General features: G+C 72.0%; 20 protein-coding genes and 1 pseudogene. 5 read left to right on the top strand and 16 right to left on the bottom strand.

Features of this window, described 5'->3' with window-relative positions:
* The first annotated feature begins 47 nt into the window (after positions 1-47).
* From AB0L75_RS35010 to AB0L75_RS35025, 4 genes and pseudogenes are all read left to right on the top strand, one after another.
* Complete coding sequence (locus tag AB0L75_RS35010) at positions 48-209, top strand: hypothetical protein (protein ID WP_365189390.1); 162 nt, start codon at positions 48-50, stop codon at positions 207-209.
* A gap of 97 nt (positions 210-306) precedes the next feature.
* Positions 307-589 (top strand): annotated as a pseudogene (locus tag AB0L75_RS35015) (long-chain fatty acid--CoA ligase); the annotation flags it as partial.
* A 174-nt stretch (positions 590-763) separates the two neighbouring features.
* Positions 764-1,477: an LPXTG cell wall anchor domain-containing protein gene (locus AB0L75_RS35020; RefSeq protein ID WP_365189393.1), complete on the top strand. Its 714-nt coding sequence runs from the start codon at positions 764-766 to the stop codon at positions 1,475-1,477.
* Between the two features lie 165 nt (positions 1,478-1,642).
* Positions 1,643-2,845: a glycosyl hydrolase gene (locus AB0L75_RS35025; RefSeq protein ID WP_365189395.1), complete on the top strand. Its 1,203-nt coding sequence runs from the start codon at positions 1,643-1,645 to the stop codon at positions 2,843-2,845.
* Between the two features lies 1 nt (position 2,846).
* Here AB0L75_RS35025 and AB0L75_RS35030 read toward each other — a convergent pair whose 3' ends face one another.
* The 9 genes from AB0L75_RS35030 to AB0L75_RS35070 all read right to left on the bottom strand — a co-directional run bounded on the left by AB0L75_RS35030 (position 2,847) and on the right by AB0L75_RS35070 (position 13,287).
* A complete protein-coding gene (locus AB0L75_RS35030) occupies positions 2,847-3,809 on the bottom strand; it encodes a class I SAM-dependent methyltransferase (RefSeq protein ID WP_365189397.1) in 963 nt (320 codons plus the stop codon).
* The gene (locus tag AB0L75_RS35035) at positions 3,806-4,942 is read right to left on the bottom strand and encodes a GNAT family N-acetyltransferase (protein WP_365189453.1); all 1,137 of its coding nucleotides are present in this window, start codon (positions 4,940-4,942) and stop codon (positions 3,806-3,808) included. The genes AB0L75_RS35030 and AB0L75_RS35035 overlap by 4 nt, the downstream gene beginning before the upstream one ends.
* Positions 4,943-4,947: 5 nt before the next feature.
* A complete protein-coding gene (locus tag AB0L75_RS35040) occupies positions 4,948-5,616 on the bottom strand; it encodes a lipopolysaccharide biosynthesis protein (protein WP_365189400.1) in 669 nt (222 codons plus the stop codon).
* Positions 5,616-6,755 (bottom strand): glycosyltransferase, encoded by a 1,140-nt coding sequence (locus AB0L75_RS35045; protein ID WP_365189403.1) that lies wholly within the window; start codon positions 6,753-6,755, stop codon positions 5,616-5,618. Before AB0L75_RS35045 ends, AB0L75_RS35040 begins: the two co-directional genes overlap by 1 nt.
* Positions 6,752-7,444 (bottom strand): polysaccharide deacetylase family protein, encoded by a 693-nt coding sequence (locus tag AB0L75_RS35050; RefSeq protein ID WP_365189405.1) that lies wholly within the window; start codon positions 7,442-7,444, stop codon positions 6,752-6,754. The genes AB0L75_RS35045 and AB0L75_RS35050 overlap by 4 nt, the downstream gene beginning before the upstream one ends.
* Positions 7,445-7,532: 88 nt before the next feature.
* A complete protein-coding gene (locus AB0L75_RS35055) occupies positions 7,533-9,056 on the bottom strand; it encodes a lipid II flippase MurJ (protein ID WP_365189408.1) in 1,524 nt (507 codons plus the stop codon).
* Positions 9,057-9,304: 248 nt separating this feature from the next.
* Positions 9,305-10,537, bottom strand: a complete 1,233-nt coding sequence (locus AB0L75_RS35060; protein WP_365189456.1) for an O-antigen ligase family protein — start codon at positions 10,535-10,537, stop codon at positions 9,305-9,307.
* A gap of 108 nt (positions 10,538-10,645) precedes the next feature.
* Entirely contained in the window at positions 10,646-12,106 is a 1,461-nt protein-coding gene (locus tag AB0L75_RS35065; RefSeq protein WP_365189410.1) for an exopolysaccharide biosynthesis polyprenyl glycosylphosphotransferase, read from the bottom strand.
* The gene (locus AB0L75_RS35070; RefSeq protein WP_365189413.1) at positions 12,103-13,287 is read right to left on the bottom strand and encodes a glycosyltransferase; all 1,185 of its coding nucleotides are present in this window, start codon (positions 13,285-13,287) and stop codon (positions 12,103-12,105) included. The genes AB0L75_RS35065 and AB0L75_RS35070 overlap by 4 nt, the downstream gene beginning before the upstream one ends.
* A gap of 345 nt (positions 13,288-13,632) precedes the next feature.
* Here AB0L75_RS35070 and AB0L75_RS35075 point away from each other — a divergent pair, with 345 nt between their 5' ends.
* Positions 13,633-13,953 (top strand): hypothetical protein, encoded by a 321-nt coding sequence (locus AB0L75_RS35075; protein ID WP_365189416.1) that lies wholly within the window; start codon positions 13,633-13,635, stop codon positions 13,951-13,953.
* 126 nt (positions 13,954-14,079) lie between these two features.
* Here the strand turns inward: AB0L75_RS35075 and AB0L75_RS35080 are convergent, their stop codons facing one another.
* The 7 genes from AB0L75_RS35080 to AB0L75_RS35110 all read right to left on the bottom strand — a co-directional run bounded on the left by AB0L75_RS35080 (position 14,080) and on the right by AB0L75_RS35110 (position 21,210).
* The gene (locus tag AB0L75_RS35080) at positions 14,080-14,400 is read right to left on the bottom strand and encodes a hypothetical protein (RefSeq protein ID WP_365189419.1); all 321 of its coding nucleotides are present in this window, start codon (positions 14,398-14,400) and stop codon (positions 14,080-14,082) included.
* A gap of 94 nt (positions 14,401-14,494) precedes the next feature.
* Positions 14,495-14,812: a hypothetical protein gene (locus AB0L75_RS35085; protein WP_365189422.1), complete on the bottom strand. Its 318-nt coding sequence runs from the start codon at positions 14,810-14,812 to the stop codon at positions 14,495-14,497.
* Between the two features lie 63 nt (positions 14,813-14,875).
* A complete protein-coding gene (locus AB0L75_RS35090) occupies positions 14,876-15,196 on the bottom strand; it encodes a hypothetical protein (protein WP_365189424.1) in 321 nt (106 codons plus the stop codon).
* Between the two features lie 349 nt (positions 15,197-15,545).
* Positions 15,546-15,965, bottom strand: a complete 420-nt coding sequence (locus AB0L75_RS35095) for a hypothetical protein (RefSeq protein WP_365189427.1) — start codon at positions 15,963-15,965, stop codon at positions 15,546-15,548.
* Positions 15,966-16,164: 199 nt separating this feature from the next.
* Positions 16,165-17,019: an ABC transporter permease gene (locus AB0L75_RS35100; protein WP_365189429.1), complete on the bottom strand. Its 855-nt coding sequence runs from the start codon at positions 17,017-17,019 to the stop codon at positions 16,165-16,167.
* Positions 17,016-19,667 carry an alpha/beta fold hydrolase gene (locus AB0L75_RS35105; protein WP_365189432.1) on the bottom strand — a complete coding sequence of 884 codons (2,652 nt, stop codon included), beginning with the start codon at positions 19,665-19,667 and terminating at the stop codon, positions 17,016-17,018. Before AB0L75_RS35105 ends, AB0L75_RS35100 begins: the two co-directional genes overlap by 4 nt.
* A 130-nt stretch (positions 19,668-19,797) precedes the next feature.
* Entirely contained in the window at positions 19,798-21,210 is a 1,413-nt protein-coding gene (locus AB0L75_RS35110; protein WP_365189435.1) for an APC family permease, read from the bottom strand.
* Between the last annotated feature and the right edge of the window lie 95 nt (positions 21,211-21,305).

Genomic DNA, 21,305 nt, shown 5'->3' on the forward strand with positions numbered 1-21,305 from the left:
GGCGGGGGCTCCACACGATCGGGGGACGCCCGCGGTCGGGAGCCGTCATGGGCGTACGCGGGGATCTCGAACGGGCCCGGCGGCGGGCCGGTCCGGCGGCCCGTACGACGGTGGAGCCGGTCCGGGACGAGACCGGCACGGTGCGCGAGGTCCGCACCCCTGCCCTATGCGACCTCCTCCGCCGAGCAGGCGGAGTGGATCGTCCGTGACTCCGGTGCCCGTTCCGTCGTCATCGCGACCGCCGAGAACACCGAACCCCCGTGCATCCGGCGGCTGGACGCCGGGGCGCTGCCCGAACTCGCCGCCCTCGGACCCGACACGGTGGCCCACTGGCTGTCGGTGCGCAAACTGTCCGCGACCACTCCGATGGCGGAGGGCCTGCGTGACCCGCGGATGCGCGCCGGGGTGCAGCGAGCCGTGGACCATGCCGGCGAAGCCGTCTCGCGCGCCGAGTCGTTCCGCGCCCTCGCGCCGGCCGAGGGCGCGGAACGGCGAGGAGAACGGGCTGCTCACCCCGTCCCTGAAGGTCGAACGGCAGGCCGTGACGGCCGCGTACGCGGAGCAGATCGAGGCGCTGTACGGCGGGTGAGCCCGTCAAGCCGAAAGCGGGCGATCGGGTGAATTCTGCGGCGATTCACGCGTATCGATTTCCTCCGACCTCCATATTTCGTTCACAGTCCGCAGGTGGTGGCACATGCGAACGTGCCCCCCTTCATCTGGCTGCAGAGCCGGCTTTTGAACCCCTCTGAGAGGAAGACAAAGAGTGCGACAGACCCTGACCAAGGGATTGGTCGTGGCCGCAGCCGCGACAGGCGCCCTGTCTCTGTGTGGCGGCTGGGCGTTCGCGGACTCCGATCCGTATACGACAGGGGCCGACTCATACGCCGCTGTGGCGGACGACGTGGGCGATTGGGACTTCCCGGGTGCGGCCAGCGCCCAGCGGGCGATGGACCGCGCGGAGAGCGCCATGCGGATGGCGCACGAGTTGACGGACAACCTCTCGTCCCGGGACTACTCCACCCACCTGACGTCGAGTCACAAGTCCTCCTACAGCAGCGGCTACGGCGACAAGGAGTCGGACCACAAGTCGTCCTACGGGAACAACTACGGCGACGACGACTCGGATCACAAGTCCTCCTACGGGAGCGACTACGGTGACGACGATTCGGGGCACAAGTCCTCCTACGGGAGCGACTACGGCGACGACGAAAAGCCCTGCGGGTGCTACGGCGAGGAGGAGAAGCCGAAGCCCCCGCACCACCACAAGCACCCCATCCACCACGTCCACCACCACAAGCCGCACCACCACAAGCCCCCGCACCACCACAAGCACCACCACCATCACCACCACCACAAGCCCACGATGCCCCACACCGGCGCGGAGGGCACCATCGCGGCTGCGGCCGCCAGCGCAGCGCTGCTGGGCGGCGGAATCATCCTGTACCGGCGAGGCCGCCGGACCGCGACCCGTCAGTAGCCTCCCGGGTGCCGGACGCCTCGCGCCCGGCACCCGCCGGAGAACCATCTCGTCAGGTCATCCTTGTGGCCTATCAGCGTCGAGCCGTCCGACTCAATTGGTGCAATGAGCGTATATATGGCTGTGTCCCTTTGAACAGGGCGCAGCCGCACCGAAGGAGTGGGCATGGCCTCCGAGCGTCTCCGGTCACTGAGGCGAGTGACGTTCCTCGCCGCCGGGGTGTTCGCGGCAGCGACGGTCCTTCCCAGCCCCGCCCTCAAGGCCGGCTCCACGGCGCACCTGGACGAGGGGACCTGCCCGCCGGCGGTGCGATCCGCCTCCGCGGCGTGTACGGCGAACCGCGCGACGAGTCCCCCGGCGACACAGCCGCCCGCGTTCGGCGCGTACCTCAACTACGGCCCTCTCGGCGTGCTGCGCATGCAGGGGCTCAGCACCTGGCTCGACCACTCCGAGATCCGTGTGGGGCACACCTACCTGCCGGGCGACCAGTGGAAGAACATCGAGGGCCCGCCGGGCTTCCTCGACATGTGGGCCCAGTGGCGGCGGAGCAAGGACGACCGGTTCCTCGTGGTCAACGTCCCGCTGATGGAACGCGACGAGGAACACCTCCCGGACACCGAGGTCGGACAGCTGCTGCGCCGAGCCGCGGCCGGCGAGTTCGACCGGCACTTCCGCACGCTCGCCGAGCACCTCGTCGACCTGGGGGTGCCGGACACGATCCTCGTGCTCGGCTGGGAGATGAACGGCACCACCTACACCCACCGCTGCGGCCCCGATCCGGACGCCTGGAAGACGTACTGGCGGCGCATCGTCACCGTCATGCGCTCGGTGCCCGGGCAGCGCTTCACCTTCGACTTCGCCCCGGACCGGGGCGAGGACGCGGTTCCGTGGCCGCAGTGCTATCCCGGCGACGACGTCGTCGACGTCATCGGCATGGACTCCTACGACCAGCCGGCGGGCATCTCGTTCGACCAGCAGGTGTCCGAGCCCTACGGCCTGCAGGACCAGGTCGACTTCGCGAGGTCGCACGGCAAGCCGATCTCGTATCCCGAGTGGGGCCTGTTCCGCAACGGCGACAATGTGACGTACATGCTGCGCATGCTCGCGTGGATGGACGAGCACAGGCCGCTGTACAACACGATCACCGACTACTGCCCGCACGGCGTGTGGCTGTGCTCCGCCAATCCCCGGGCAGCCGCCCTCTACCGCGCGGCGCTGTCCGGCCAGGCTCCGCCGGCCCAGGGACCGAGGCCGCCGGTCCCCGCTGCACGCGCGCCCACGGCCGGGCGCGAGCCGCAGCCGGCACCGCGTCCGGCGCCTGCCCTGCCGCCCGGCCCCCGTGAGACGCCCGGCACCGACGCCGGCTGACTCAACTGCCGTCCAGATACCGGGCGATGACGACGAGTTTGCTCCCCCGGCCGACCCTGCTGGCCGCGCCCTCCAGCCGTGGCCAGGCACGGGCCAGCGCGCGGCTCCGCCACGAGGCGTCCGCATGACGCCGGAAGATCTCCCGTGTCTCCGTCCGCGGTGACGCCTGGCGCTCCACCGAGATCACCTCGCAGTCCAGCCGGCCCAGGAGGGCACGCAACCCGGCTTCCGTGAAATAGACCTTGTGCTCCCAGTAGTACATATGCCCCGTCAGATCGACCCGGCCCCGGCTCACGGCGTGCACGGCCCGAAGGACGCGGCGCACCGGGAACGACGCATCAGGTGTCTCCAGGATCAGCGTGCCTCCCGGACGGAGTTTCCCGAGGATCCGGCTCATCACGGGAAGCGGATCGTGGAGGTGCTCGATCACATCCCACAGCGTGACCGCGTCCGCCTCGGCGTCGGGCAGCAGCGCGTCCAGGTCGCCGCTCAGCGCGACCCGCAGCCCACGGGAGCGCGCCGTGTTCACGGCGTCGGGGTCCACGTCGACACCGTAGGCGCGGCCGCAGCGGGCCTGGGCGAAGCTGACGAAGTTCCCGATCCCGCATCCGACGTCGAGCACCGTGCCGATGGGTCCGCTCAGGCACTCCGCCTCATCGAGCGTCGCCTCGTACCGTTCCTCGTAGCCACGCCGGACCTCGTCACTCGCGTAGAGGCCGAACTTGTACTGCTTGCGGCACTCACTCTCCGGTGGCTCCCGGCCGGGTCCGGCCGGTGCGGGGTCGGCGCGGAGGTACTCCGTACGGCAGTCGAGGCAGCGCACCAGCCGATACCCGCCCTCGACGACACAGCGCAGCGGCCTGCCCTCTTCCGCGCACGCGGGACACCACAGATCCCGCATGTCGTTAGCCGTGCGGACGCCCGCCTCCTCGCTGTCGGCGCGCTCGACCCGAGAGACTGTCATTCCGTTCCCTTCCTTGCGTTTTCGGTGTTCGCGACGGATGCGGAAGGGCGCCACCGCAGCACCTTGCCGGCCCGGCGGCGCGCGACAGCGGTGCCGACGGCGGCCGCCAGCAGCGGCGCGGTGCGCCGGCGCGCCAGCAGCAGACGCTGGTTGACGACCGTCTCGGGAGCCCAGCGGTACTTGTACGGCTCGTTGCCGCGCAGCAGGCTCAGCACCTGGCGGCCGCTGCCGGCGAGATACTCGGCGGAGGCACGCAGCAGCATCGTCGCCACGTCCGTCCTGCGCTCCCTCAGCTGCGGGTGGACGCCGTACAGATACAGGCCCGCCCAGCTCCGCGACATCAGCGTCAGATCGGCCCCGACCACCTCGCCGTCGAGCAGGAACTCCCTGACGGCCGCCTCGCCGGAGCGGACCATCGAGTCCGCCGAGCGGATCAGGTGCTCCGCGAACCGCGGCCGCAGGTGTTCCGGCGTCACCTTCCGCTCCTGCCACTGCAGTCGGTGCAGTGCGAGGAGGCGGTGCAGCCCGCTCTCGGTCTCGTCCGGATCCAGGACGCGCCATTCGACGCCGAGCCGGGTGAGCTTGTTCACCTTGTTGCGGACGCGCTGGGCGCGCGCCGAGGGCAGCCGCCCGATCAGCTGGTCCATGGGCAGCGCGGGCAGCTCCAGGCACGCGGAGTCGCGGCGCCGATGACGCGGACCGGGCCAGCCGAGGTAGATCCGCTCCGCCGCGCCGCCCGGCCTCACCTCACGGAAGTCGATCAGCGCGGTGCGCGCCAGCTCGGCCAGGGCGTCCGTCAGCGCCAGTGCGCCCTCGGCGGCCGCCGTCTCGTCGAGGAGCACATCGCTGAAGTCGGTGACGGCGCCGCCGAGCGGGACCAGCGCCGGCCAGGGGCGGTGCACGCGCATCAGCGGTGCGACGCCCACCAGTTCACCGCGGTCCCGCACCAGGACGAGCCGGAGCCCGCCCGGTGTTCCGTACGACAGCCACCACGAATGCAGCCAGGCATGGCTCTGGAACGGCGTCGCCGACGGGCAGGCCCCGTGCAGGCGCCGCCACTCCTCGGCCAGGTCCGCGAACACGCGGTCGTCGGAGCACACCTGCACCGACAGGGCGCGCACCCGGGCGGCCACCGTCGTCACCGCGCCTCCTGGGCCTCGGCGGCGGGTGCCGGGGCGGGCAGCTGCGCCCGGCCCCGGTCGCCGTCCACCGCCGCCCGCCGCGGCCGGACCAGCAGGGCGAGGCCGCCCAGCAGACCTCCGGCGCACCCGCCCACCAGCGCGGACAGGGCCGGGGACGGGGACGACGGCTCGGTGGGTTCAAGGGCGCCGGACAGCCGCGCGAGGGCGATGCCGGTGGCCTTCTTGGTGTGGTTGGCCTGCTGGGTGAGCGCCCCGGACACGGCGTTGGCGATGTCGGCGGCCCGGGCGGGGCGCCCGGAGGTCGCCGTGATCGCGATCATCGGCGCGTCGGGCGAGGTCTCGGCCCGCACGCTCCTGCGCAGCTGCGCCGCCGGTACACCCGCCTTCTCCTGTGCCTTGCCCAGCACGGCGAGCTGGGTCGCGACACGGCCGTAGGCCTGCGCGAACCCGAGAGCCGTCGCCGGATCCGACCGCGACTTCTCGGCGGGTACGGCGATGACATAGCTCGTGGCCGAGTACTGCGGTGGCTTCACCACCCCGTACGCGCCTCCGGCGGCGGCGCCGAGCAGCACGCCGAGCGGGATCAGGCAGCGCAGCAGCAGCCGCGAGGCCTTGGCGAGGATCCGGCGGTACAGGCGCACGGACGGTACGGGCGTGTCGGTCATCAGGTTCTCACTTCCAGGTCGTGACCCGACAGGACGGCCGTGTACACGTCCATCAGCTGCTGGGCGGTGTGCTCGATGCTGTAGTGCCGGACCGCGTCCGGGACGTCTCGTTCGCGGGGTCGCGCGGCGTGCAGCCGCAGCAGTTCCCGTGCGTACGCTCCGGCCCCGCCCGTGATCCGCCGGGCATGCGGAGCCGCCTCGGGAGGCAGGTCCGCGAGGGCGGGGGCGGAGGTGTACAGCACGCGGAGGCCGGCCGCGAGCGCCTCCAGCACGGCCAGACCGAACGTCTCCTCCAGGGCGGGCGCGGCGAGCACGTCCAGCGCGGACAGCATCGAGGGGAGGTCGGGTACGTCGCGCCGCGGATCCGGCAGCCCGGGCAGCTCCCCGGTCATCAGCATCCGGTCCGCGATCCCCAGCTCCGCCGCGAGACGGCACAGCCGCTCGCCCTCGGGCCCGGCACCGATCAGCAGCAGCCGTACATCGCCGGGCAGCAGCGCCAGCGCGCGTACGGCCACGTCGAAACGCTTGGTGGGGACGAGCCGGCCGACGCAGCCCACCGCATACGCGTCCTCCGGCAGGCCGTAGAACGCGCGGGCCTCCTTGCGGCGCACCTCGTCGAAGCGGAAACGGCCGGCGTCGATGCCGTTGGGGACGATGTGGATCCGCCGGTCGGGCACCCCCCAGCCGCGCAGCAGTCCGGCGACCGTCGGGGAGACGGCGACCGTGGCCCGGCCGAGGCGTTCGGTGGCGAGATACAGGGCCCGGATGCCGGCGTTCAGCGACCTGCCCTCCAACTGCCGTGCGCCCAGCGAGTGTTCGGTGGCCACGACGGCCCGCACACCGGCGAGGCGCGCGGCGATCCGGCCGTACACACAGGCCCGGTACAGATGTGTGTGCACCAGGTCGTAGCGGCCGGCGCGGATGTGCCCGGCCAGGCGGAACAGGGCGCCGATGTCCCGGTTGCCGCTCATGCCGAGGTGGGTGACGCGGACGCCGTCGGCGGCCAGCCCGTCGGCGACCTGACCGGGATGGGTCAGCGTGAGCACCTCGCACCGCGCGGGCAAACGGCGCAGCAGCAGCCGCAGTTGCTGCTCGGCGCCGCCCACGCCGAGACCGGTGATGATGTGCAGCACTCTCATGAGGCCTCCACGGCACGCCCCCAGGGGCGCGCCAGCCGCCGCTTCACTTCCAGCCGCATCGCGGTGTCGGACTGCCCGATGTGGATCCGGGGCAGCGCCAGGTCGCCGGCCTTCTTGGGGCCCGGTGCCACGGCGCAGGCATAGCGGTAGCCGGCGCCGTGCACGGCGGCTCCGACCCGGGCGTCGAGCCTGCCGTACGGGTAGCAGAAGCCGAGGATGTCCTGGCCGGTCAGCTCGGCGAGCAGGGCGCGGCTGCCGTGGACCTCCGCGCGCAGTACGTCGTCCGGGAGGCAGGTGAGGTCGGAGTGGGTCAGGCCGTGCGAGGCGACCTCGACCCCGAGGGCCGCCAGCCGGCCGATGTCGTCCGCGGTGAGGAGCCGCTTGCGCGGGCCGGACACCTCCCAGTCGTTCTCGCCGCCGAGCCGCCCGGCCACCACGAACACGGTGGCGCCGCAGCGCCAGTGGCGGAGCAGGGGCAGCGCGGTGGTGACGAAGTCGGCGTACCCGTCGTCGAAGGTGAGCCCGACCAGTCCGCGCTGCAGCCCCTGGGCGCGGGCGGCGAGCAGCTCGCGCATGCTCACCCCGCGCAGGCCACGGCCGCGCAGCCAGGCGAGCTGCCGGGCGAGGCGGGCGGCGGAGACGGTGATGTTGAACGGGTCGTCCCAGGAGTCCGAGACGGAGTGGTACATGGCCACCCATGCGGCGGGCCCGCGGCGGGCCCGTCCTCCTGCGCCGGATCCGGGGTTCTGCGCGGCCGCACGGTGAGCTTCGGAAGCGTCAACGACCATGGCTCTGCTTTCGCGTCAGGAGGCGTCGGATGGTGAGGAGTGCCGCGGGGGCCAGCGACCTGGCTCCGGCCACGTCCAGGGCCCAGACCAGCGGCAGATAGACCGCCGTGACGCCCAGGCAGCCCGCGGTGACGCCGGCCAGGGGCGAGGTGAACGAGCGCGCGCAGAGGTACCCGGTGCCGGCGGCGGCCGCCGCCGCGCCCAGGGGCCTCGCCAGTTCGGCCACGACGCGCCGGACGCGCACGGCGACGCTGCGGCCGCCCAGCCCGCGCAGCAGGAGCAGTGCGGTCAGGGTGATGCCGACGCAGTTGGCGGCGGCGATGCCGCGCGCGCCCCAGATCCCCACGGTGCAGGCGCTGATGACGGCGGTGGTGACCATGCCCACGGCCATCACGCCCGTGGGGTACCAGATGGTGCGGCCGGCGGAGAAGTACGACCGCACCAGCGCGCCCACCAGCGTGTGACCGAGCAGCCCCAGCGTGTACACCCGCAGGACGGCGGCCGTCGCGGCGGTGTCGTACGCGGTGAAGGCGCCGCGCTGGAAGAGGAGTTGGACGATCTGCGGAGCACACGCCGTGATGGCAGCGGCGCCCAGCAGCGCGATGCCGGTCACCATCACCAGATCCCGCTCGATACGGTCCCGGGCCCGCTGTGTGTCGCCCTCGGCGATGGCCCGTGCCAGCACCGGGAAGGTGACGACACACAGCATCAGCGCCACGGACATCGGCAACTGACCGATCTTCTGCGCGTAGTTGAGGTGGGAGATGGCGCCGAAGGGCAGCTCGGAGGCGAAATGGCGCTCGATGAGGACCTGCGACTGGCGGAACAGGGCGAAGAGCAGGACCGTCAGGACGAGGGCGGGGGTGAGCGGCCGCTCGCCGTCCGGGCGGCCCGCGGTGGCGGGCCGGTCGGGGCGCTCGGCGATCCGGCGCCACAGGGACGGCGCCTGCACGGCGACCATGAGGCAGCCCCCGAGGGCCACACCGAGGGCGGCGGACCGCACGCCCCAGTGCGTGACGAGGACGAACATCGTGGCGATGATCGCGGCGTTGTAGGCGACGTAGATCGTCGCCGGGGAGACATAGGCGCGGTGGGCCCGGAGCGCGGCGCTGCAGTAGCCGGCCAGCCCGAAGCTCAGCACGCAGGTCGCGGTCAGCCGGGTGCAGGCCACGGCGAGGGAAGGGTGGGGCAGGCCGGGCGCGAGGACGCCGACCAGCAGCGGCGCCCCGGCCACGAGCAGGGCGGCCACGGCGGCGAAGGCGAGGCACAGCCGGGGCAGCGAGGCGGCGAGGAGCGCGCGCACCGGATCGGGGGAAACGTTCCCGCCCGCCCGTCGCGCCAGCGCCACGCTGTACGCGGGCACGAGCAGGAACGCCATGCCGTCCTCGATCAGCAGGGTCGACGCCATCTCCGGCACGGTCCAGGCCACCAGGAACGCGTCGGTGGCCGCGCCGGCGCCGAAGAAGTGCGCGAGCGCCTGGTCGCGGCCGAGCCCGAGCAGTGCTCCGGCCACGGACAGCAGGGCCGTGACGAGGGTCGCCCGCGCGAGGAAACCGCCCGAGGAAGCGCCCGGGGATGTGCCGGCGGACGTGCCTGCGGACGTATCCGCTGACGTATCTGCGGACGTATCCGCTGATGTATCTGCTGATGTATCTGCTGATGTATCTGCGGCCGTGTCCGGGGACGCGCCCGGGGAAGCGTCGGCCGCGAGAACACCGTCCGCGTCGTCGGCGGCCCCCCGTGGCGCGGCGGATGGGGACCTCATCGCCCGCCCGCCTCCGCAGCCGTGCCCGTGGTCGCCTCGCCCGCCACTGCCCACCAGGCACCGAGTCCGAGGCACACGCCGGTCAGCACGGTGGAGGGTCCGCCGATGTCGGCGTACAGGAAATCCACGTACTGCCACAGCAGCAGTCCCGAGGACGCGACGGCGCAGTCCCGGGCCCGCCGCGTCCGGCGCAGCCGCCCCATCGCGCACACCAGCACGGCCAGCCAGCTGCCCACCACCGTGACCGCGCCCAGCAGACCCTGCTCGCTGAGCACCAGCAGATACATGTTGTGCGGGCTGAGCAGAGGCCGGCGCCTGAAGCCCCAGCCCGCCGCGTCCGTGTCGCTGCCCGACGACAGCGCGAGCGGGGCGTGCCCGTCCCGGTGTGCGGGAAAGGCCTTCAGCCCGACGCCTGTCAGCGGGTGGCCGCGCCACATGTCGGTGGCCGCGGCCCACAGGCTGTAGCGGTCGACGACCGACTGGTCCGGTGCGTCGGCGACCCGGGTGATGCTGGTCAGCCGTTCCTGCACCACGGCGGTGCCCACCCCGAATCCACCGACCAGCACCACCGCGGCCGCGACCACCGCCGCGACCGTGCTCGCCGCACGCCGCGCGCCGGCCGTCAGCAGCTGCGCCCCGCAGGCGGCGGCCGTGGCGATCCAGGCACCCCGGCTGAAGGACACCGTGAGCGGAAGCAGCAGCGCCAGCGCGCACACGGCCGCCACGAGCCGCTGCCGCCGCTCCCGCGCCCCGAGCGCGAGACCGACCGCGGCCACCAGCCCGAACGACACGGCGGTGGCCATCCCCATCACATCGGCCGGCCCGAACGTGCCCACCGCCCGGATGGCGCTCCCCTGATACGAGGCCCCGGTTCCGGTGAGGTACTGGTGCACCCCGACCGCGCCCTGCCACAGCGCGAGGCCGACCAGCGACCACAGCAGCAGCCGGGCGTCACGCCGGTCCCGCACCAGCAGCACCACCGCGACCGGGACGAGCACGAACACCTGCAGATAGCGGGCCAGTCCGGTGACGGCGTCGGCCGGCGTCATCGCCCTGCTCGCGGCGACCGCGAGGCCGACCACGGGCAGCCCGAGCACGAGGACGGCCGTCCGCGTCAGCGGGCGCCTCGCCTGCCGCGCGGTGTGTACGACGGCCCACAGCACGGCCAGCCCCGACATCGCGTCGGCGGGGGTGGCGGTGCTGTCCGGTGCGACCGGCAGCCCCAGCATGACGACGATCGCCACGACGGGCAGGACCGGCGCGGCCCGGCGCAACGCCGGCAGCGCCAGGGGCGGCACCAGCGGCGGTGCGGCCGTCGGGGCAGTGCTCACCGCTGGTCAGCTCCCTGTCGGCCGTACGAACAGCACCGCCGTGCGCACCAGGATGCAGACGTCCTGCCACAGCGACCAGTTGTCGATGTAGGCGTTGTCGAAGCGGCACCGGTCCTCGATCGAGGTGTCCCCCCGCAGACCGTGGATCTGGGCGAGGCCGGTGATGCCGGTGCGCATCCGGTGGCGCGCCGGGTAGCCGGGGTGGGCCTGGCTGAACTTGGTGACGAAATAAGGGCGTTCGGGCCTCGGTCCGACCAGGCTCATGTCGCCGCGGAAGACGTTCCACAGCTGCAGCAGCTCGTCCAGCGAGGTGCGGCGCAGGAACTGGCAGAAGCGGCTCATGTCCTCGGCGTCCGCCACGCTCCAGCGGGTCGCGGCCTCGTGCTCGCTGGCGGGCCTGAGGGTGCGGAACTTCAGCATCGTGAACGGCCGGCCGTCCTTGCCGATCCGCTCCTGCCGGAACACCACGCCCGGCCCCTCCTTGATCCTCAGCACGGCCGCGCACACCCCGAGCACCGGTCCGGCGAGCAGCAGCAGCGCACCGGAGAGGACCACGTCGAGCACCCGCTTGCCGGCACTGTCGCGCCGCCCGGAACCCGGACACAGCAACCTGCGCGAGAAGCCCGCCAGATGCCCCGCCCGCCCGCGCCGCCCGGGCAGGCCGTACGCCGGCGGGTCCGCGTCCAGCTCCCACAGCACGCATCCGAACGCGGCCAGCTCCCGCAGCAGCGGGGCCCGCTGCAGCCGGGCCGCGGTCCCCACGACGAGCACCGTCTCCACACCGTTCTGGATCAGCGCGCGATGCGCCTCCTCGCGCGTGGTGAGGACGGGCAGCGCGGACCGGTCGGCTGACTCGGGGACGGGGTCCGCCGCGTCGGCGACCAGGCCCACCGGCCGTGTTCCGCAGCCCGGGCTGCGCTGCAACGCGGCCGCGATCCGTGCGGCCGCCGGGAGCGGCCCCATCACCAGCGCGGGACGGGGCCGGCGCCGCAGCCCCCTGCGCCGCCGGGCGTGCACCGCTTCGCGACCCGCGCAGGCCGCCAGGCAGTGCACGGCGCACGCGGTGACGAGCACGGCCGACGGCAGCTGCCGCAGCGGGGAGAGCGCCGCGGCGACGGCCCAGCCGACGGCGACGCGCCCGCAGACGGCGGGGAGTTCCTCCAGTGCGCCGGGGACGTCCGAGATGTCGTAGAGCGCGGCCCGTCGGTTCAGGCCGGTCACGCACAGCCCCAGCAGGACGACGAGCGGCAGGTACCTCTGGGCCGCCGGCACGACCAGAACGCCCAGCAGGATGCCGCCGAGGTCGGCGATCAGCAGCGGCGGCCAGGAGATCCGCCGCCGGCGACGGGACCCCCGCCCGGCGGACAGCCCGGGTCCGGCGGCGGTGCCGGGCGGGTCGAGGAGGGAGACGGCGCCTGCCGGCCCGGACCGCCCGGCGGGTGGAGGAACGGTGCTTTCCGCAGTCATGTGGTGATGGACTCTCTGCTCTGGTTGGGTACCACGACCGGCGTGGTGACGATGCCGAGCAGTTCGCGGTACACATCGGTCACCGCGTCCGCGGTCTGCTGTACGTCGTGGGCGGCGAGCACATGGGCGCGGCCCTGGGCGCCCAGCGCGGCGCGGAGCGGCCCGCGCAGCAGCAGCGCCGTGAGCGCGCGGGCCAGCGTGTCGGGGTCCTCCGGCGGCACCAGGCAGTGCGGCACATGGCCGGGCGGCAGGCTCTCGCGCGCTCCGTCCACGTCCGTGACGAGGACCGGCCGGGCGCACGCCATGGCCTCCAGGGGGACGAGCGCCATGCCCTCCCAGCGGGACGGCAGGACGACGACGTCGGCGGCCCGGTACCAGGGGGCGGCGTCGGCTGCCGGGCCGGCGAACTCCACCGACGCGGGCGCGCCGGCGCGCAGCAGGCTCGCGTCCGGGCCGTCGCCGACCAGCACCAGCCGGGCGGTGGGCAGTTGCCGCAGCACACCGGGCCAGGCCTGCAGGAGCACGTCCTGGCCCTTCTGGCGGCACAGCCGTCCCACGCACACGACGAGCGGGCCGGCCCCGGTCCGGGCGACGTCCCCCTCCGGCTGGAACCTGCTGGTGTCGACGCCGTTGGGGATCACGTGCCAGCGGGCGGTGATGCCGTGCTGCTCCCCGGTGCGCCGTTCCGCCTCGCTCACGCAGAGCACGCGCGCCGCCCAGCGCGCCGCGAACTGCTCCCACTGCAGGGCCGCTTGGGCCATGGCGCCGTCCACGGCCTCGAACGACCAGGCGTGCGGCTGGAAGACGGTGGGGATGCGGCCGCGCAGCGCGAGCCGCACGGCGAGCCCCGCCTTCGCGCTGTGCGCGTGCAGCACATCGGGCCGCACCTCGCGCATGAGCCGCGCCAACCGGCCCACCTCGCCGGGGAGTCGGAGCCCGGGTGAGCGGGTCGCCTCCCAGGGCAGCACCCTGCAGCCCGCCGCGCGCAGTGCGTTCGTCAGCGGGCCGCCTCGCGGACAGGCCACGGTGACACGCAGCCCCGTGGCGAGCTGTGCCGCCGCCAGATCCGTCACGAATCGGGCGACACCGCCCTCGACCGGCTGGGTTACGTGCAGAACGTGCGGCTCGCGTGCGGCGGACCGCGTCGGACGGTGCGGGACGGAACCGAGGGGAATGCGCATGACCGAGGCTTCCCTTCCGAAGAAACATTCCGAACCCAGCACAATGAGTGTGATCGTAGGTTCGGCATAAAACGCGTCGGATTCGGATGCAACACTAGCCGCTTATCCGTCTTTTTCTACGAACCCGTCACCTGTGTCGGATTGAGCGCCACCATCAGGGGGATATTTCTTGTACAACATCACCCACTTGGCCCCATCAGGCACCGATGAGCTGCATGGCAGATAATCCGATGAGAATTCTGCACGGTCATTCAGGCTGTATGAGTTCCGGGAACTTGCCGGTGGCGGAGTTTCCCGGGGCGTCTCTGTCTCGTTAACCCGTTGGAAGCTGCGTACGAAAGGAACATGATGAAGAATCTGAAGGCTGCCGCCCTCATGGTCGGCACCCTGGCCATCGTCGGTGCCGCGACGCCCGCCGTCGCCGGGAACATGCCGGCGCAGGGCCTCCTCGAGGACGGGAAGACGGTCGCCCACTCTCTCCCCAACGCAGCCGAGATCCCGACGGGCGCCCTGGCCGACAACGTCAGGAGCACGACGGAGGGCGTGAAGCAGTCGGGCATCGTCCAGACCCCCGTCTTCGGCCGCACCCTGCCGAACCCGCTCAACGGCAAGAGCCCCGCCAAGCTGCCGTCGAAACTTCCGGCCAAGCTTCCGGTCGTCAGGTAAAGACGTACCGCGCGGTCCCCACGGGTCGGCTCCGTTTCACGGGGCCGACCTTTTGGTGTTCCAAGACCGGAAAAAAAGCTGGCGGCCCGCCGAACTTCGGCGGGCCGCCAGGCTGCTGAGGACTGCTCAGAACAGCAGGCCACCGGCGTACGGGGCGAGCTGCGACTGGTCGACCGCGGCCGTGTTGCAGGCGGCGTAGTGCGAGTTCGGGGCGACGGTGCCACCGAGAACGGCACCGTTGGACCACGGCGCGATGCAGCGGCCGTCGATCAGGGAGCCGTTGGAGACGACAAGGCCCTGCTGAGGGGAGTTCACGACGACCGGGGACTCCGCGAAGCCGTTGCCGCCACTGACGGTGGTGTTGGTGTCGTCGGCCGCAGCGGTTCCGCCGGCCGCCAGGACGAGGCCCGCGGCCAGGACGGAGAGGGCCGTTACCTTGTTACGCATGAGATGCGCCTTTCGGGTGGGAGGGGCGGTTCGGACGGGGACGCCTGCTGACGTCCCCGCCCTGCTCCGGTGGGGACCGGAGCGAAAAGGGGGGTCAGAAGAGCAGGCCACCGGTGTACGTGGCGTTCTGCGCCTGGTTCACAGCCGCCGTGTCGCAGGCGGCATAGTGCGAGTTCGGGGCGACGGTGCCACCGAGAACGGCACCGTTGGACCACGGCGCGACGCAGCGAAGGTCGACCAGCGTGCCGTTGGAGATGACAGCGCCCTGCTGAGGAGCGTTCACGACGACCGGTGACGACGAAAATCCGTTGCCGCCGGTGACGGTCGTGCAGTTGTCGGCTGCGGCAGTGCCGGCGGCCGCCAGGACGACGCCCGCGGCGAGGGCGGAGATGGCCGTAACCTTGTTACGCATGAGATGTCCTTTCCGGACTGCGTTTTGAGGGGTTCACCTGCTCGGAATTACTCGGAGCAGGGGTCAGAAGAGCAGGCCGCCGGCGTACGGGGCGTTCTGCGCCTGGTTCACAGTCGCCGTGTCGCAGGCGGCATAGTGCGAGTTCGGGGCGACGGTGCCACCGAGGACGGCACCGTTGGACCACGGCACGATGCAGCGACCATCGACGAGCGAGCCGTTAACGACAACCACGCCCTGCTGAGGGGCGTTCACGACGACGGGGGACTCCGCGAAGCCGTCGCCACCAGTGGCGTTGGTCGTGTTCGAGTGGGCGGAGGCAACGCCGACGCTGCCGCAGACAGCACCAAGGGCGAGTGCAGTGATGACCGCGAACTTCCTGGTCAACTCGGTTCCTTCCTGGATTCACGGTAAGCCGCGCTTACATAGCAAGAAACCGAAATATGTGGCGAAAAGTCACGCAGACACTACCCATACGGTACGGATTCCACCGGATGGCGGAACGACTGCCGTGCACCGTTTTACCCGGGCCGTACCGGAATGAATGCCGACGTGCGTCCGGCCCACTGGCAAGGAGGAATCCAGTGGGCCGGACAGGCTTTGAGGCGTTTCACCGGCACGCATCGGGCGCCGGGCGGGCGCGGTGCCGCTGGTCCGGCCGCAGCCTCTGGCTCTGCACCTTAGAGCCGCCGGACGTGGGTCGTACAAGAACCGGATCAGAGTGTCAGGACCCCGGTCACCTCTGATTGAGCAGGCTACCGAGACCGGCGCTGGTCGGACCGTTCAGCGGGTGGAGCTGGACGGAACCGGTGCCGACCGGATTCTTCAAAGGAATTGCGGGCTTCTTGGTGCTGCCCCGACCCATCCCGTCCAGGTATACGCCGGAAACCCGGGCCGGCTTGTAGGTGCCGGTGACCGCCGACGCCTGGTTCTGGTCAAACGCATTGCCCTTGGTGAGATTACCCTGCTTGGCCACCCTCATCACGGTGTCGGCCGCGGGCACGAGGGCCGGAGTCACCTCGGTCTGGGACATGAGGCCGAGCGGGCCGGTTTCGCGGACAGGCGCCTTGGTGGCGGCCGATGCCGCGACGGCGGAGCCACCCACGAGACTCGCACCGATGGCCAACGCCGCAGTTGTGAAAACTGCCTTCTTCATGATTCACCTCACTTGAAGTTACCTCTGATCCGGACAGACGCAGAACATAGCAGTCCACAGTCCGCCCAAAGTGATGCACTACTCCATACGCATGAATGCCACGGGAGTGAAGAAGCGCATTACGCGGAATTTCGCAGAGGGATTTGAATCAGGTCGGCGAATCAATTGATCGTATTGCTGGAAAAAGCTGACAAGAAAACTATGACACCACGTCCTTGCGGGCGAATCCGCGGAAGGCCAGGGCGAAGAGCACGAATGCGTAGCTCAGTGAGATCGCCGTGCCCTGGATCATGCCGGACCACTCGGAGTGCGGCTGCACGATGTCGGCCCAGGCGAACTGCCAGTGCGCGGGCAGGAAGTCCCGCCAGTAGCCGAGCGCGGTGACGGCGTCCAGGACGTTGCCGACGATGGTCAGGCCGACCGCGCCGCCGACCGCGCCGAGCGGGGCGTCCGTCTTCGTCGACAGCCAGAACGCGAGCCCCGCGGTCACCAGTTGGGACACGAAGATGTACGCCACGGTCACCGCGAGCCGCTGCACCGCCGTCCCGGTGTCGAGCACGCCGCCGGTGGGGATCTGCAGCGGGCCCCAGCCGTAGGCCGCCGTACCGACCGCGAGGGCGACCACCGGGAGCAGGATCATCGCGGCGAGGCTCAGCCCGAGCGCCACGACCAGCTTGGACCACAGCAGCCGGGCGCGGGGCACGGGCGCGGCCAGCAGATAGCGCAGCGAGGACCAGCCGGCCTCCGAGGCGACCGTGTCCCCGCAGAACAGGGCGACCGGGATCACCAGCAGGAAGCCGGCCGAGACGAACAGGTTCACCGCGGCGAAGTTGGCGCCGGACGCGGTGGCCGTGTTCATCAGGGTGATCCGGCCGTCGCGGCCGGCCGGCTCGCCGCCGATCGCGAAGGCGATCGCCAGCACGAACGGCAGCAGGGCGAGGACGGCGCCCATGACCAGCGTGCGGCGCCGCTTGAGCTGGCGCACCAGCTCGACCCGCACGGGCAGGGTGTGCCGCGTCTGATAGCCGGAGGCGACCTCGGCGAGAGCGCTCATGCGGAACCTCCTATCAGAGTGAGGAAGGCGTCTTCCAGCCGTCGGTGCGGTCCGACGGAGGCGACGGGCACTTCCAGCCGCACCAGCTCCACGACCAGCCGCTCGGCCGTGCCGCCGGTGTCCAGCCGGATCAGCAGCCCGTCGTCGGTACCAACGGCGGACGCGACGCCGGGCAGCGCGGCCACCTTCTCCACGACCGGCTCCTGAACGGGCGTGGCGGTGCCGACCAGGAGGGTGTCGCCGGAGCCGATGATGTCGCGGACGGGGCCGGCCTGGACGAGCCGGCCGCGGTCCATCACCACCAGGTGCGTGCAGGACTGCTCGACCTCGGCGAGGAGATGGCTGGAGACGATCACGGTGCGGCCGCCGGCCGCGTAGCGGATCATCACCTCGCGCATCTCGCGGATCTGGGGCGGGTCGAGGCCGTTGGTGGGCTCGTCCAGGATGAGCAGGTCGGGCAGGCCGAGCATGGCCTGGGCGATGGCGAGGCGCTGGCGCATGCCCTGCGAGTAGGTGCGCACCGCGCGGGCGAGCGCGTCGCCGAGCCCGGCGATCTGCAGGGCCTCGTCCAGGTGGGCGTCCTCGGGCGGCCGGCCGGTGGCCCGCCAGTACAGCTCCAGGTTCTCCCGGCCGGACAGATGCGGCAGGAAGCCCGCGCCCTCCACGAAGGCGCCGACCCGTGACAGCACGGGGGCGCCGGGCCGGATGGCGTGGCCGAAGACGCGGATCTCGCCGTCGTCCGGGGTGATCAGGCCCATCAGCATGCGCAGGGTGGTGGTCTTGCCCGCGCCGTTGGGTCCGAGCAGGCCGAGCACCTGGCCCTTCTCCACACGGAAGGACAGCTCACGGACCGCGTACCGGTCGGTGGACTTCGCGTACCGCTTGCTCAAGTCCCGGATCACGAGGGGGACTTCGGCCAGCTCCGGGTCCGGTGCGGGAGTGGCCGTACGGCGGCGGGCGGTGACCAGCAGGGCGAGTGCGGCCGCGGCGCCGGCCGCCGGCAGCCACCACACCCAGGCGGGCAGGGGGGCCGCGGTGGTGGTGACGGCGGGTGCCGTCGGGACGCTCAGGTCCCCCTTGAGGGAGACAGTGTAGGCCGCCGGGGCGGCCGGTGAGGCATAGCCGAGGTCGGTGGAGGCGAGGACCAGGCGGAGCCGGTGGCCCTTCTGCACCTCGTGGTCGATCGCCGGGAGGGTGAGCGTGACGTCCTTGCCGGCCTTGGCGCCGGTGACCCGGAAGGGGGCGACGAGCTGGTCGGGCAGCACCTGCTGGGTGCCGTCGGGGCCGACGTCGTAGACCTTGCCGAAGAGGACGGCGTCCGCGCTGGTCGAGGCGATGTGGACGGTCGCGGTCGGGGTGCCGGTGATCTGCAGGTCGCGGGTGAGCGGAGCGGAGTCGAACCGGGCGTTCTGACCGGGGAAGTCGAGGGAGACGCCGAGGCCGAGCGCGGACAGCTGGGTCAGGCCGCCGGTGCCGCCGAGGCCGGGCAGCGCGGAGACGCCGGGCGGGCTGGCGCCGGCCGGGTTGGTGATGTGCTGGGGACCTCCGGTCAGGGCGATGGCGCGCGGGTGGTCGCGCAGTCCGGGGTAGGCGGCGGCGCTCGCGCCGCGCAGCTGGGCCGTGCCGTCGCCCGAGTTGACGCCGCCGGTGCGGGTGACCCGGAAGGCCGGGCCGGTGCCCGTTTTCTTGTCGTCCTTCAGATAGCGGTCGAACCATCCACGCACGCGTGCCTGGACCCGGTCGGCCTCCAGGTCGCCGCCGTCATGGCCGCCCGCGATCCAGTCGACGTCCACGGGGGCGCCGTTCGCCCGGATCGCCTTCTGCGCGGCGTCGGACTGGGCGAGGGTGAACAGGGAGTCCGTCTGGCCCTGCACCAGCAGCGTGGGCACCTTGATGCGGCCGCCAACGGCCGACGGCGAGCGCTGCTCCAGCAGTCCGCGGGCTGCCGCGTCCGGGGTGCCGGACTCGGCGACCCTGTCGTACATCCGGCACAGCTCGGGCTGGAAGCGGGTGCAGCCGCCGCCGGTGTTGAAGAAGATGCCGGCCCACAGCTTCTTGAACACGCCGTTCGGGAACAGGGCGTCGGCGAGGTTCCAGTAGGTGATGGCCGGGGCGATGGCGTCGACCCGGTGGTTGTGTCCGGCGGCGAGCAGGGAGATCGCGCCGCCGTAGGAGCCGCCGGCCATGCCCACGCGGGGGTCGCCCGGCCCGTCGAGCCGGACCTCGGGGCGCTTCGCCAGCCAGTCGATGAGCCGGGAGACGTCGGCGACCTCGGCCTTCGGGTCGTTCAGCCCGATCTTGCCGGTGGACTTGCCGAAGCCGCGCGCGGACCAGGTCAAGGCCGCGTACCCGTGCCGGGCGAGGTCCTCGGCCTGGCCGCGCACGTCGTCCTTGGTGCCGCCGAAGCCGTGCGCCAGCAGGACGGCGGGGTGCCGTCCGGCGGTGACCGGGGTGAAGAACGACGTGTCCAGGCGGACGCCGTCCACCGCCATGACCTGGTCGCTCTCGCGCACGGCCGGCGTGTCGTCGGCGGCGACGGCCGCCGTCCAGGTCCCGGCGCCGGCCAGCACCACGACAGCGGCCGCGGCGGCGGCGAGCCGGCGCGGCCTCTTGAGCAGCCCTCGCCATGAGGGCACCCGAAGATCCATACTCTCAACGGTACGGGCCGCCACCGACAACCGACGGAGCCGGTGGGCTGAACAGGCCCCCCTCCCGCAGGAGTAGGGGGCCTGCCCGGCGTACACCAGCCGTGGTACGAGACCCGTCGGCCCGGCGCCGTCAGGCCTGCGCCTCCTCGGCGAGCCGGATGTCCTCGGGGAGGGACACCAGCCAGCGGGTCTCGCGGCGCGGGCGGAGGTAGAAGGCCCAGTAGAGGGTGGCGACGGCGGTGATGCCGCCGGTCCACAGCAGGTACGAGGGGTCCTGCTCGACCAGGATGTAGACGAGGACGGCGATGAGCAGGACCGGCATCGCGGGCCACAGCGGCATCCGCCAGGCCTTCCGGCTGCCGTGCGCCCCGCGCCGGCCGAGCAGCGAGGCGATCGCGACCAGCAGGTACAGGCCGGTGACGGCGACGCCGGTGACGCCGTAGAGGGTGTCCAGGTTGACGAAGCAGAGGAAGGCTCCCGGGACACCGACGACGAGGGTGGCGACCCACGGGGAGCCGAACCGGCCGAGCCTTGCGAGGGCGTTGTTGACCGGGGAGGGCCAGGCCTTGTCGCGGGCGGAGGCGAACAGGACGCGGGAGTTCTGGATGACCATGACGATGCCCGCGTTGATGATCGCGAGGGCGACGCAGAGGCTGACGAAGGTGCCGACGGCCGAGTTGCTCCAGGCGATGACCATGCCGGAGATGTCGCCGCCGGTCAGGGTCTTGAGGTCACCGGCGCCCAGGGTGATCGCCACGACCGGTACCAGGATGACGACGCTGGAGATGGCGAGGGTGGCGAGGACGGTACGGGCGACGTTGCGGCGCGGGTTCTCCAGTTCCTCGGAGAGGTAGACGGCGGTGGAGAAGCCCTGGGTGGCGAAGAGCGCGATGGCGAGCCCGGAGAGGACCATCATGGCCGTGACCGGGTTGACGTGCGCGTGCTCGCCGGCCAGCTGCATCGAGCCGAGGCTGCTCGCGCCGCGGTGCGCGTGGGTGAAGCCGAGGAGGGCGACGACCCCGGCGGCGACGACCTCCAGGACCAGGAAGATGCCGGTGATCCAGGCGTTGGCGCGCAGGTCCAGCAGACCGGCGAGGGTGGCCGCGAGCATCACGCCGGCGCCCGTGAGGGACGGGTCGAGGTGGACGACCGGAGCGAGGTAGTCGGCGGTGCCCATCGCGATGACCGGAGGGACGATCATCACGACCAGCAGCGACATCACGAAGGCCAGCCAGCCGGCGAGCCGTCCGGCCAGGGTGGAGACCATGGCGTACTCGCCGCCCGCGCTGGGGATGAGGGTGCCCAGCTCCGAGTAGCAGAACGCCACGGGGATACAGAGCAGCGCGCCGATGGCGAGACAGAGCGCCGTCGCCGTGCCCAGGCTGGAGAACAGGTCGGGCACGATCACGAAGAGCGTGGAGGCGGGCGTGACGCACGACAGCGTCAGCAGGGTGCCGCCGACGACACCGATGGAACGCTTCAGGCCCGGCGCCTGGGCGGCGGGCGCGGTATCGGCCACGGACTGCGGGAGCGTGTCGGTCATGCGGCGGTTCCGATCGTCGTACGGCTGAGGGTGGGTCGGGAGCGCTATCGCCTCCGGCGGATCGTCCTGCGTTCATCTCGTCCGCTCCCGGCCCG

The sequence above is a fragment of the Streptomyces sp. NPDC052101 genome, from assembly GCF_040680235.1.
Lineage (GTDB): Bacteria > Actinomycetota > Actinomycetes > Streptomycetales > Streptomycetaceae > Streptomyces.

What these genes read in the sequence shown, in the direction of transcription:
- AB0L75_RS35045 (WP_365189403.1), bottom strand. Translation starts at nt 6,755, where the DNA reads ATGAGAGTGCTGCACATCATCACCGGTCTCGGCGTGGGCGGCGCCGAG.
- AB0L75_RS35085 (WP_365189422.1), bottom strand. Translation starts at nt 14,812, where the DNA reads ATGCGTAACAAGGTTACGGCCATCTCCGCCCTCGCCGCGGGCGTCGTC.
- AB0L75_RS35025 (WP_365189395.1), top strand. Translation starts at nt 1,643, where the DNA reads ATGGCCTCCGAGCGTCTCCGGTCACTGAGGCGAGTGACGTTCCTCGCC.
- AB0L75_RS35030 (WP_365189397.1), bottom strand. Translation starts at nt 3,809, where the DNA reads ATGACAGTCTCTCGGGTCGAGCGCGCCGACAGCGAGGAGGCGGGCGTC.
- AB0L75_RS35075 (WP_365189416.1), top strand. Translation starts at nt 13,633, where the DNA reads ATGATGAAGAATCTGAAGGCTGCCGCCCTCATGGTCGGCACCCTGGCC.
- AB0L75_RS35105 (WP_365189432.1), bottom strand. Translation starts at nt 19,667, where the DNA reads ATGGATCTTCGGGTGCCCTCATGGCGAGGGCTGCTCAAGAGGCCGCGC.
- AB0L75_RS35110 (WP_365189435.1), bottom strand. Translation starts at nt 21,210, where the DNA reads ATGACCGACACGCTCCCGCAGTCCGTGGCCGATACCGCGCCCGCCGCC.
- AB0L75_RS35070 (WP_365189413.1), bottom strand. Translation starts at nt 13,287, where the DNA reads ATGCGCATTCCCCTCGGTTCCGTCCCGCACCGTCCGACGCGGTCCGCC.
- AB0L75_RS35080 (WP_365189419.1), bottom strand. Translation starts at nt 14,400, where the DNA reads ATGCGTAACAAGGTAACGGCCCTCTCCGTCCTGGCCGCGGGCCTCGTC.
- AB0L75_RS35065 (WP_365189410.1), bottom strand. Translation starts at nt 12,106, where the DNA reads ATGACTGCGGAAAGCACCGTTCCTCCACCCGCCGGGCGGTCCGGGCCG.
- AB0L75_RS35095 (WP_365189427.1), bottom strand. Translation starts at nt 15,965, where the DNA reads ATGAAGAAGGCAGTTTTCACAACTGCGGCGTTGGCCATCGGTGCGAGT.
- AB0L75_RS35050 (WP_365189405.1), bottom strand. Translation starts at nt 7,444, where the DNA reads ATGTACCACTCCGTCTCGGACTCCTGGGACGACCCGTTCAACATCACC.
- AB0L75_RS35010 (WP_365189390.1), top strand. Translation starts at nt 48, where the DNA reads ATGGGCGTACGCGGGGATCTCGAACGGGCCCGGCGGCGGGCCGGTCCG.
- AB0L75_RS35040 (WP_365189400.1), bottom strand. Translation starts at nt 5,616, where the DNA reads ATGACCGACACGCCCGTACCGTCCGTGCGCCTGTACCGCCGGATCCTC.
- AB0L75_RS35100 (WP_365189429.1), bottom strand. Translation starts at nt 17,019, where the DNA reads ATGAGCGCTCTCGCCGAGGTCGCCTCCGGCTATCAGACGCGGCACACC.
- AB0L75_RS35060 (WP_365189456.1), bottom strand. Translation starts at nt 10,537, where the DNA reads ATGCTGGGGCTGCCGGTCGCACCGGACAGCACCGCCACCCCCGCCGAC.